Source organism: Vibrio sp. 1727, assembly GCF_033344415.1.
GTDB lineage: Bacteria > Pseudomonadota > Gammaproteobacteria > Enterobacterales > Vibrionaceae > Vibrio > Vibrio alginolyticus.
The window spans coordinates 478,891-491,511 of sequence record NZ_JAWPOT010000001.1 but is presented as its reverse complement, the minus strand read 5'-3'; the positions used below and the strand labels follow the sequence as shown (position 1 = coordinate 491,511).

Sequence of the window (12,621 nt, the reverse complement as noted above, 5' to 3'; positions counted from 1 at the left end):
ATAAAGGGATACCACCAAGGATTGTTTTTCTCGCAAAACTTTTCCTGCGAGATACGGAAAGGAATCAAGACCGGTCAACCTAGATCGGTGGCGATAATAAATATAAAGGACAAGACGTAATCAATAGTCTAGGTAGTATTTGCTGCCCGGTACTTTTGCGTCGACATTGAACTGGAAGGATGTATCTATGGTAGATAGAGAGCAAAATCCACAGGGTCTGTACACTCCGGAACTGGAGCATGACGCTTGTGGTATCGGTTTTGTTGCTCACCTTAAAAACCGTAAATCTCATGAAGTAGTGACTCAAGCATTGGATATGCTGGCTCGCATGGAACACCGTGGTGGTCAAGGTTGTGACCCATGCAGCGGTGACGGTGCGGGTATCTTGCTACAAAAACCTCATGAATTCCTATTAGAAGAAGCCGTTAAGCTAGGCATTAAACTGCCTTCGTTTGAAAAGTATGGTGTTGGTGTCGTTCTTTTCCCGAAAGACGAATACAAACGCGAGCAATGCCGTGACATTCTAGAACGTAATGCACAACGTCTAGACCTTGAAGTTATCGGCTACCGCGTATTGCCAACCGATAACTCAATGATCGGTGCAGACCCACTAAGCACAGAACCTCAGTTTGAGCATGTGTTTATCTCTGGTGGCCCTGGCATCACACCTGAAGAGCTAGAGCGCAAACTGTACGTACTTCGTAACTACACTGTACGTGTTTGCCTAGAAAGCGTTTCGAACATTGGTGACGACTTCTACATTAACTCAATGTCTTACAAGACATTGGTGTACAAAGGTCAGTTAACGACCGAGCAAGTACCTCAGTACTTCCTTGATCTGCAAAACCCGACCATGGTGACTGCACTAGCACTGGTACACTCTCGCTTCTCTACCAATACCTTCCCGAAATGGCGTCTTGCACAGCCTTTCCGTTACATTGCCCACAACGGTGAAATCAATACAGTTCGCGGTAACTTGAACTGGATGAAAGCCCGTGAAGCAATTCTAGAATCAGACCTGTTTACTCAGGCTGAGATCGACATGCTTCTTCCAATTTGTCAGGAAGGCAGCTCGGATTCATCTAACTTTGACATGGCACTGGAGCTCCTAGTTCTGTCTGGTCGCAGCCTGCCACACGCATTAATGATGATGATCCCGGAAGCATGGCAAGAAAACAAAAACATGGATCCTAAGCGTCGCGCGTTCTATCAGTACCACGCGAACATCATGGAACCATGGGATGGTCCTGCATCAGTATGTTTTACTGATGGTGTCCAAGTTGGTGCGACACTAGACCGTAACGGTCTGCGCCCTTCTCGCTACACGGTGACCAAAGATAACTTCCTAGTGATGGCATCTGAATCTGGTGTTGTGGATATAGAACCAGAAAACGTTGAGTTCCGTGGTCGCCTACAACCAGGTCGTATCTTCGTTGCAGACCTAGAGCAAGGTCGAATCATCTCTGATGAAGAAGTGAAAGACACCATCGCAACGGCACAGCCTTACGAGAAGTGGGTAGAAGAAAACCTACTGAGCTTGAAGAAGCTGCCAGATGCGAGCAACCAGTTCAGCCAACCTAAGCCAGAACACCTTCTACACCGCCAACAAGCGTTTGGCGTAAGCACTGAAGAAGTGAACGAAATCATCGTTCCAATGGCGAATGACGCGAAAGAGCCATTATCAGCAATGGGTGCCGACTGGCCTCTTGCGGTTCTCTCTCATCAGTCTCAACATCTTTCAAACTACTTCAAGCAGCTGTTCGCACAGGTAACTAACCCACCGATTGACCCGATCCGTGAGCGTATGGTTATGTCGCTGAACACTTACTTGGGTAAAGACCAAAACCTTCTGACTGAAACACCACTTCACTGTCAGAAAGTCGAATTAGAATCGCCGGTTCTGGCGAACTCAGAGCTTGAAAAACTGCGTGCGATCGATAACGAGCACCTACAAGCGAAAACGTTGGATATCGTATTCCAAGCTAGTGAAGATCAAGGCAAACTTGAGCGTGCATTAAAACGTATCTGCCAATACGCAGAAGACGCGGTTATCGATGGTTACTCAATCATCCTACTCACTGACCGCGCAGTGAATTCAAACCACGCTGCGATCCCAGCAATGCTGGCAGTTGGCGCAGTGCACCACCACTTGATCCGTAAAGGTCTACGTGCGAAGTGTGACATCGTGGTTGAAACTGGTGACGCGCGTGAAACGCACCACTTTGCAACACTACTTGGTTACGGTGCGAATGCGGTTAACCCTTACCTAGTGATTGAAACCATCATTGAACTTCAACGTACGAAGAAGTTGGATCCAGAAGCGAACCCTCGTGATCTGTTCAACAACTACCGTAAAGCGATTAATGGCGGTCTTCTGAAGATCTTCTCGAAGATGGGTATCTCGACGCTACAGTCTTACCACGGCGCACAAATCTTCGAAGCGTTGGGTATCCACAAATCAGTGGTCGACAAATACTTCACAGGTACGGTTTCTCGTATCCAAGGTCTAACCCTTGATGATATCGCCAAAGAAGTGCTGATCCGTCACCGCATCGGTTACCCACAACGCGAAATCCCAATTCAAATGCTGGATGTTGGTGGTGTTTACCAATGGAAACAGCGTGGTGAGAAGCACCTATTCAACCCAGAGACTATTTCTCTACTGCAAGAGTCTACGCGCAACAAAAACTACGATCAGTTCAAGCAGTACGCAACAGCAGTAGATAAGCAGGGCGACAACGCGGTAACCCTGCGTAGCCAACTTGAGTTCATTAAGAACCCAGCCGGTTCTATCTCTATCGACGAAGTCGAGCCAATTGAAAGCATCGTGAAACGCTTCGCTACGGGTGCTATGTCATTCGGTTCTATTTCTTACGAAGCACACTCCACACTAGCTGTTGCGATGAACCGTCTTGGCGCGAAATCGAACTCTGGTGAAGGTGGTGAAGACCCAATGCGTTTCGAGCGCAAAGAGAACGGCGATTGGGAACGCTCTGCAATCAAGCAGGTGGCTTCTGGTCGTTTCGGCGTAACCTCTTACTACCTAACTAACGCTGATGAGCTGCAAATCAAAATGGCTCAAGGTGCGAAGCCAGGTGAAGGTGGTCAGCTACCAGGCGATAAAGTAGATGACTGGATCGGTGCAACGCGTCACTCGACTCCAGGCGTCGGTCTTATCTCGCCACCGCCACACCACGATATCTACTCAATCGAAGATTTGGCTCAGCTTATCTACGACTTGAAGAACGCGAACCGCACGGGCCGTGTAAACGTTAAGCTGGTATCAGAAGCAGGCGTAGGTACGATCGCTTCTGGTGTTGCTAAAGCGAAAGCGGACGTTGTACTTATCGCAGGTTTCGACGGCGGCACTGGTGCATCCCCAATGTCTTCAATCCGTCATACAGGTCTTCCTTGGGAACTTGGTTTGGCAGAAACGCACCAAACGCTACTGAAGAACGGTCTACGTAACCGTATCGTGGTTCAAGCGGATGGTCAGATGAAGACACCTCGCGACCTTGCAGTGGCAACACTACTCGGTGCAGAAGAATGGGGCGTGGCAACCGCAGCATTGGTGGTTGAAGGTTGTATTATGATGCGTAAGTGTCATAAGAACACCTGTCCTGTTGGTATCGCAACTCAAAATAAGACACTTCGCGAGCGCTTTGATGGCCGCGTAGAAGACGTCGTAACCTTCTTCCAATACATGGCACAAGGTCTACGTGAAATCATGGCTGAACTTGGCTTCCGCACTATCGATGAGATGGTCGGTCAAGGTCAGAAGCTGAAGATTCGCCAAGACGTTTCTCACTGGAAATACAAGAACCTAGATCTGTCTCCTGTTCTTCACGTTGAGCAACCACGTGAAGCTGATGGTGTATTCAACCAAGCTCAGCAGAACCACAACTTAGAAGAAGTGCTAGACCGTAAGCTGATTCAAGCAGCGATTCCTGCACTCGAGAAAGGCGAAGCGGTGAATGCCGAGTTCCCTATCGTTAACACGGACCGCTCTGCAGGTACCATGTTGTCGAACGAAATCTCGAAAGTGTACAAAGATGCCGGTCTACCTCAGCCAATGAACGTGAAGTTCAAAGGTTCTGCGGGTCAGTCATTCGGCGCATTCCTAGCTAAGGGCGTGAAGTTCGAAGTAGAAGGCGACGCGAACGACTACTGGGGTAAAGGCTTATCTGGCGGTACGTTAGTACTTTACCCAGATGCAAAATCAAGTATTGTCGCGGAAGACAACATCGTGGTTGGTAACGTGTGTTTCTACGGTGCAACTTCGGGTGAGTCTTTCATTCGCGGTATGGCTGGTGAACGTTTCTGTGTTCGTAACTCAGGCGCGAAAGTAGTAGTAGAAGGCGTCGGTGACCACGGTTGTGAATACATGACGGGCGGTGCAGCAATTATCCTAGGTTCAACAGGTCGTAACTTTGCCGCAGGTATGAGTGGCGGCGTGGCATACGTATGGGATAAATCAGGTGACTTTGAGTCGAAACTGAACCCAGAGCTAGTAGACCTAGATCCAATCGAGCAAGAAGACAGAGATCTATTACTCGACATGCTAACTAAGCATGTTCAATTCACAGGAAGTGAAGTCGCTCAGTCTTTCCTAGACAATTTTGAAGCTAGCCTAGCCTCTATGGCTAAGGTAATGCCGCGTGACTACAAAGCGGTTCTTCAAAAACGCAAAGCTGAAGCACTGTCTCAAGGAAACGAAACTCAAGTGGAGGCCGTATAATGGGTAAGCCTACTGGATTTTTAGAGCATGGTCGTGAACTACCACAGAAGATTGACCCAGCTGAACGCATCAAGAACAACAAAGAGTTCGTTCTGAACGAGGAGTTTGGTGACAAGATCAATACTCAGGCTTCTCGTTGTATGGATTGTGGTGTGCCGTTTTGTCATAACGGCTGCCCTATCGGTAACATCATCCCAGAATTTAACGACGCGGTTTATCGTGATAGCTGGGAAGAAGCATGGAACATTCTAAGCTCAACCAATAACTTCCCAGAGTTCACTGGTCGTGTTTGCCCTGCTCCATGTGAAAGTGCTTGTGTACTTGGCATCAACCAAGACCCAATCACTATCTGTAATATCGAGAAAACCATCGTAGAAACGGCGTATCGTGAAGGGTACGCCAAGCCAAAAACGCCACGTTCTCGCACTGGTAAAACGGTGGCGATCATTGGTTCTGGACCTGCTGGTCTTGCGGCTGCTGAGCAGCTAAACAGCGCAGGCCATACCGTGACAGTATTCGAGCGAGACGAGAAAGTGGGCGGTCTGCTACGTTTTGGTATCCCAGACTTTAAACTGAGCATGGAAGTCATTGATCGCAAGATCAATCTAATGGCAGAAGCTGGCATTGAGTTTAAAGTAAACCAACACGTTGGTGTTGATGTGAATGCTCAGCAGTTGCGTCAAGAGTTCGATGTGGTTCTACTAACGGGTGGTTCAACCGTTCCTCGTGATTTGCCCGTTCCGGGTCGTGAACTAAAAGGCGTTCACTTCGCAATGGAATTCCTAGGTCAAAACAACCGCCGTGCAAATAACATGGACCTGAAAACGGAAGAGATTCACGCAAAAGGTAAACATGTGGTTGTCATTGGTGGTGGTGATACCGGTTCAGACTGTGTAGGTACGTCAAACCGTCACGGCGCAGCAAGCGTAACTCAAGTGGAAATCATGCCGACTCCACCAGAGAAGCGCCCAGCCAATATGCCTTGGCCTCAATACCCAATGATCCTACGTACTTCGACCTCTCATGAAGAAGGTGTTGATCGTCACTGGAACATCTTAACCAAAGAGTTCATCGGCAATGACAAAGGTGAAGTTACCGGTCTTCGTCTAGCTGATATCGTTTGGCAAGATGCAAAACCTGGCGAGCGTCCAAGCTTCAAAGAAGTAGAAGGCAGCGAGCGTGTGATTCCATGTGATATGGCATTTCTAGCGATGGGCTTCCTACACCCTGAACCAACAGGCGTACTTGCTCAACTGGATATCGCACTAGACGATCGCGGTAACGTAGCAACTCAAGATTTTGCTACTAACCAAGAAGGCGTATTTGCTGCTGGTGATATGCGAACAGGCCAATCTTTGGTGGTTCGTTGTATCAATGAAGGCCGCGAATGTGCCCGTGCTATCGATGATTATCTAATGGGTGGCACAAACCTAGAAGCAAAAGCAGATTCACTGATGCTTTCTGCTTAACGAAGCAGTCACGCTTCTCTCTTTCAATTGCCTAATAGCCATCAGCAATATCGATGGCTATCGGTGAAGAAAGAAAACAATTCCTTCCAATCTTTCTATTTTGACCAGCATTTTATGCTGGTCTTTTTTATCTCCCACAGAATCAAATGTTACTTTTTTGTAACAATCAATTTTCTATCTATTTGAAATTATTAAACTATTTTAGCTTATTAAATGGTAAATCGTATATTCACGTGATGATCCACTAATAACTTGACCTTTTTTACAATAAGCTATAGCTTGTGAAGTTGATGAAAATAAAACACTCAAAAAATGTTAGATATTTCACAACTTTTACTGAATAATTATACATAAAGCTATAAAGGTGACGCATAGTTAGTCATCGATATCAACGTAAGCAGTGTTGATATATCTGTCGGGATGACGGATAAGCAAAGGGAGAATTGCAATGGCTCTTTATGATCCAAGTCTTGAGAAAGACAACTGTGGATTTGGCTTGATCGCGCATATGGAAGGCGAACAAAGCCACAAGCTGGTACGTACAGCAATTTCTGCACTTGACCGCATGACTCACCGTGGTGGTATCGCCGCCGATGGTAAAACTGGTGATGGTTGTGGTCTTCTATTACAAAAGCCCGATTCCTATTTACGTCTTATTGCCGAAGAAAATGGTTTCAACCTTGGCAAGCAATACGCCGTAGGGATGATTTTCTTCAACCAAGATCCAGTCAAAGCTCAACTCGCTAAAGACATCGTCAACAAAGAACTGGCGCAAGAGACGCTAACTGTGGCTGGTTGGCGTGAAGTACCAACTAATTCAGAAGTACTCGGTCCAATTGCGGCCAACTCGCTTCCAAATATTCAGCAAGTCTTTATCTCTGCACCGGCAGGTTGGCGCGAGCGTGACATTGAACGTCGCCTCTACATCGCACGCCGTCGCATCGAGAAACAAATCACCGAAGATCCGGATTTCTACATCTGTAGCTTGTCGACTCAAGTTTTGGTGTACAAAGGCCTATGCATGCCTGCGGACTTACCGCGCTTTTATCTTGATCTTGCCGATCTACGTATGGAATCTGCTATCTGTCTGTTCCACCAGCGTTTTTCTACCAACACTCAACCGCGTTGGCCATTAGCTCAACCGTTCCGCTACCTTGCTCATAATGGTGAGATCAATACCATTGAAGGTAACCGACAATGGGCACGCGCTCGTGCTTATAAGTTCTCGTCACCACTGCTGCCTGACCTACAAACTGCAGCACCGTTTGTGAACGAGACAGGCTCAGACTCGTCTAGCTTAGATAATATGCTAGATCTCTTTTTAGCTGGCGGCATGGATATCTTCCGTGCCATGCGTATGCTCGTACCGCCAGCATGGCAAAACCACCCGGATATGGATCCGGATTTGCGTGCGTTTTACGATTTCAACTCCAAACACATGGAACCATGGGATGGCCCAGCAGGTATCGTACTGTCCGATGGTCGTTATGCTGCTTGTAACCTAGACCGAAACGGTCTACGTCCTGCGCGTTATGTAATTACCAAAGACAAGCTGATCACTCTGGCATCTGAGGTAGGGATTTGGAATTACGCCCCAGATGAAGTTGCCAAAAAAGGTCGTGTAGGTCCGGGGGAATTGCTCGTCATCGACACTCGTAAAGGTAAGCTTTGGCAGTCTAGCGAGATCGATAATGACCTGAAATCTCGTCACCCTTATCGCGAATGGATGGAGAACAACGTTCGCAAACTAACACCGTTCTCTCAGCTGCCTGAAGATCAAGTAGGTGAGCGCAGCTTTGATGAAGACTTGCTTAAGACTTATCAAAAGCAGTTTGCCATGAGCAATGAAGAAGTCGATCAAGTATTGCGTGTCCTCGGTGATATGGGGCAAGAAGCCGTCGGTTCGATGGGTGATGACACCCCGATGGCGGTTCTTTCTTCGAAAGAGCGCTTGGTGACTGATTACTTCCGTCAGAAGTTCGCGCAGGTCACCAACCCACCAATCGATCCGCTGCGTGAGAAACACGTCATGTCGCTAGCGACCAGCATCGGCCAGGAGATGAACGTCTTCTGTGAAACCGATGGCCACGCGCATCGTGTAACCTTTGATTCTCCAGTACTGCTCTATTCAGACATGCAGCAACTACTAGAGCTGAGTGACGATCATTACCGTAATACCATTCTCGATATCAACTACGACCCACAACAAAAAGATCTTAAACAAGCCATTAATGATCTGTGTGAGCAAGCAGAGCAAGTCGTTCGTGAAGGCACGGTTTTAGTGGTTCTTTCGGACAGAGCCTTGGTCAAAGGTAAGTTACCAATTCCGGCAGCAATGGCAGTCGGCGCCGTTCAAACTCGTCTGATTGACGCGAACTTACGTTGCGATGCCAACATTGTTGTTGAGACCGCAACAGCTCGTGACCCACACCAATTTGCTGTCTTGCTTGGCTTTGGTGCTACTGCGGTTTACCCATACCTTGCTTATGAAGCTTTAGGTAAACTGATTGATGATAAAGCACTAGAGAAAGACTACCGCGATGTGATGCAAAACTACCAATACGGCATCAACAAAGGCCTGTACAAGATCATGTCGAAAATGGGGATCTCAACCATCGCCTCTTACCGCTGCTCACAACTGTTTGAAGCAGTTGGCTTGAGCCAAGATGTGGTCGATCTGTGTTTTAAAGGCGTCACAACTCGAATTGAAGGCGCGAATTTTGACGACTTCCAGCAAGATCTTACAAACTTATCTCGTAAAGCATGGGCGAAACGCAAATCGATTGATCATGGCGGCTTGTTAAAGTACGTCCATGGAGGTGAATATCATGCTTACAACCCGGATGTCGTCGGCACGCTGCAACAGGCCGTTAAATCTGGCGAAAGTAACGACTATCAGAGCTTTGCTAAGCAGGTAAACCAACGCCCTGTTGCCATGCTGCGTGACTTAATGTCGCTGAAAAAATCAGACTCACCGCTGCCACTTGAGCAAATAGAACCACGCACTGAACTGTTCAAACGCTTTGACTCAGCGGCAATGTCCATTGGCGCACTTAGCCCAGAAGCGCATGAAGCACTTGCAACGGCGATGAACCGTCTTGGTGGTTACTCTAACTCGGGTGAAGGCGGTGAAGATCCTCGCCGTTTCGGTACTGAGCGTAACTCACGTATCAAACAGATTGCTTCTGGCCGATTTGGTGTAACGCCGCATTACCTGACTAATGCGGATGTACTGCAAATCAAGGTGGCACAAGGTGCGAAACCGGGTGAAGGTGGACAGCTACCAGGACACAAAGTCACCGCAGAAATCGCAAAACTGCGTTATTCGGTACAAGGCGTGACTCTGATCTCCCCTCCTCCGCATCACGATATCTATTCGATTGAAGATTTGGCCCAGCTGATCTTCGACCTTAAACAAGTCAACCCGAATGCGCTGGTTTCGGTAAAACTCGTCTCCGAGCCAGGTGTCGGCACCATCGCAACGGGTGTAGCCAAGGCTTACGCTGATCTTATTACCATTTCGGGTTACGACGGTGGTACCGCAGCAAGCCCATTAACTTCGGTAAAATACGCTGGTAGCCCTTGGGAGTTGGGGTTGGCAGAGACACAACAAGCTCTGGTTGCTAATGGTCTGCGTCATAAGATCCGCCTACAGGTAGACGGTGGTCTAAAGACTGGTTTAGACGTAGTTAAAGCCGCAATTTTAGGTGCAGAAAGCTTCGGTTTTGGTACTGCGCCAATGGTCGCTATGGGTTGTAAGTTCCTACGAATTTGTCACCTCAACAACTGTGCAACTGGGGTTGCGACTCAAGACGAGACACTGCGTAAAGAATACTTCAAAGGTCTACCAGAAATGGTGATGAATTACTTCATCGGCCTGGCAGACGAAGTGCGCGGATTACTCGCCGAACTTGGCGTTGAAAAGCTGACGGACTTGATTGGTCGTACCGATTTACTTGAGGCAGTAGAGGGATTTACAGCGAAACAGACCAAGCTGGATCTATCCAATATTCTAGAAGCTCCAGTATCACCTGAGGGCCATCCGCTATTTTGGACAGAGCCAAACAAACCGTTTGATAAAGCTGAGCTCAACCAAAAGATCGTTGATGATGCCATGCATGCGGTCGAAAACAGTCAATCGGCAAGTTTCTTCTACAATGTCATCAACACTGATCGTTCTGTTGGTGCACGCTTATCTGGCGAAATAGCAAAACGCTATGGCAACCAAGGGTTGGCGGCTTCCCCTATCAAAATCTATCTTGACGGCACCGCAGGCCAGTCCTTTGGTGTTTGGAACGCAGGTGGTGTAGAGCTTTACCTCACGGGCGATGCGAACGACTACGTGGGCAAAGGTATGGCGGGTGGTAAAGTGGTTATCAAACCTCACCTTGGCACTGCATTTAAGTGTAATGAAGCAACCATCATTGGTAACACCTGTCTGTACGGCGCGACCGGCGGTAAACTATTTGCAGCCGGTAAAGCCGGTGAGCGTTTCGGCGTACGAAACTCAGGTACGATAGCCGTCATTGAAGGTGCTGGCGATAACGCTTGTGAGTACATGACTGGCGGTATTGTTGCCATTCTTGGTGCGACAGGTGTGAACTTTGGCGCGGGTATGACTGGAGGCTTTGCCTATGTTCTGGATGAGAACCAAAGCTTTGAAGGTCGAGTTAATACTGAGTCTGTCGAAGCCATCTCATTGTCCGATCTTTACATCCACCAAGAACATTTGCGTGGCCTAATTGCGGAACACCTTGAAGAAACAGGGTCGAGTCATGCTGAAAATATTTTGGCGAACTTTGATGAATGGATTCCAAAGTTCTATTTGGTGAAACCACAAGCGGCAGATCTTCGCACGCTACTTGGTCACCAGAGCCGCAGTGCCGCAGAGCTGCGTGTTCAAGCACAGTAATCATGGAGGATGTTTGAATCATGAGCCAGAACGTTTATCAATTTATCGATGTGCAGCGTGTAGATCCTGCGAAAAAGCCTATCAAAGTTCGTAAGATCGAGTTCGTTGAAATCTATGAACCGTTCACTAAACAACAGGCGACTGCACAAGCGGATCGCTGCTTAGATTGTGGCAACCCATATTGTGAATGGAAATGCCCAGTCCACAACTACATCCCTCAATGGTTAAAACTTGCCAATGAAGGTCGTATTCTTGAAGCGGTTGAACTATCGCATCAAACCAACAGCCTACCGGAAGTATGTGGGCGCGTTTGTCCTCAAGACCGCCTATGTGAAGGTTCATGCACGCTTAATGATGACTTTGGTGCCGTCACCATCGGTAACATAGAAAAGTACATTACCGACAAAGCGTTTGAAATGGGCTGGAAGCCAGATATGTCCAAGGTGGAGTGGACCGATAAAAAGGTCGCAATCATTGGAGCAGGCCCAGCTGGCTTGGCTGCCGCGGATATCCTAGTGCGCAATGGCGTTAAGCCAGTCGTGTTTGACCGCTACCCTGAAATTGGAGGCCTTCTGACCTTCGGTATTCCTTCCTTCAAGCTTGAAAAAGGCGTGATGGAAAACCGCCGCCGTGTGTTCACTGAAATGGGCGTCGAGTTCCGCATGAACATGGAAGTAGGCAAAGATGTCCAAATGCAAGAGCTACTTGATGAATACGATGCTGTTTTCTTGGGCGTTGGCACCTATAAATACATGCGTGCTGGTCTAGATAATGAAGATGCGCCGGGTGTGTATGACGCGCTGCCATTTTTAGTTTCGAACACCTACAAAGTCATGGGTCTTGAGAGTAACCAACCCTTTATCGATATGGCAGGAAAGAAAGTCGTCGTACTGGGTGGTGGTGATACCGCAATGGACTGCGTTCGTACCTCAATTCGCCAAGGTGCCTCCAACGTAGTTTGTGCTTATCGTCGTGATGAGGCCAACATGCCAGGCTCTCGTCGCGAGGTAAAAAACGCAAAGGAAGAAGGCGTGAAGTTCATGTTCAACCTTCAGCCTTTGGGAGTTGAAGTGGATGCGTCAGGCAAAGTCTCGGGGGTCAAAGTGGTGAAAACCGCACTTGGTGAACCTGATGAAGCGGGTCGCCGACGCCCAGAGCCCGTTGAAGGCAGCGAGCACGTTCTACCAGCAGACGTTGTTATCATGGCGTTTGGTTTCCAGCCGCACAAAATGGACTGGTTAGCACCGTTTGATGTCGATTTGGATCAGTGGGGTCGTATCAAAGCCCCAGCGAAGCAAGAGTTCCAATTCCAGACCAGCAATGAAAAGATCTTCGCGGGCGGCGATGCGGTACGAGGTTCTGATCTTGTCGTAACCGCAATTGATGAAGGACGAAAAGCGGCAGAAGGCATTCTCGATTACCTCGAAGTTTAATCTCAGCTAACCTCACAAAAAGGGTCCTGTTATTGGATCCTTTTTCTTTTGTATCCATATAATTAGAAA

4 protein-coding genes are annotated in these 12,621 nt (G+C 48.0%); all 4 read left to right on the top strand.

Annotated features, from left to right (window positions below):
- The first annotated feature begins 187 nt into the window (after positions 1-187).
- The 4 genes from gltB (R8O10_RS02270) (at position 188) to R8O10_RS02255 (ending at position 12,552) form a co-directional block, all read left to right on the top strand.
- Complete coding sequence (gltB, locus tag R8O10_RS02270) at positions 188-4,738, top strand: glutamate synthase large subunit (RefSeq protein WP_318191057.1); 4,551 nt, start codon at positions 188-190, stop codon at positions 4,736-4,738.
- On the top strand, positions 4,738-6,207 hold the full coding sequence (locus tag R8O10_RS02265) for a glutamate synthase subunit beta (RefSeq protein ID WP_213904802.1): 1,470 nt from the start codon (positions 4,738-4,740) through the stop codon (positions 6,205-6,207). Before gltB (R8O10_RS02270) ends, R8O10_RS02265 begins: the two co-directional genes overlap by 1 nt.
- 448 nt (positions 6,208-6,655) lie before the next feature.
- A complete protein-coding gene (gene gltB, locus R8O10_RS02260) occupies positions 6,656-11,119 on the top strand; it encodes a glutamate synthase large subunit (RefSeq protein WP_033906097.1) in 4,464 nt (1,487 codons plus the stop codon).
- Positions 11,120-11,139: 20 nt separating this feature from the next.
- The gene (locus R8O10_RS02255) at positions 11,140-12,552 is read left to right on the top strand and encodes an FAD-dependent oxidoreductase (RefSeq protein ID WP_053304346.1); all 1,413 of its coding nucleotides are present in this window, start codon (positions 11,140-11,142) and stop codon (positions 12,550-12,552) included.
- Positions 12,553-12,621 lie beyond the last annotated feature (69 nt).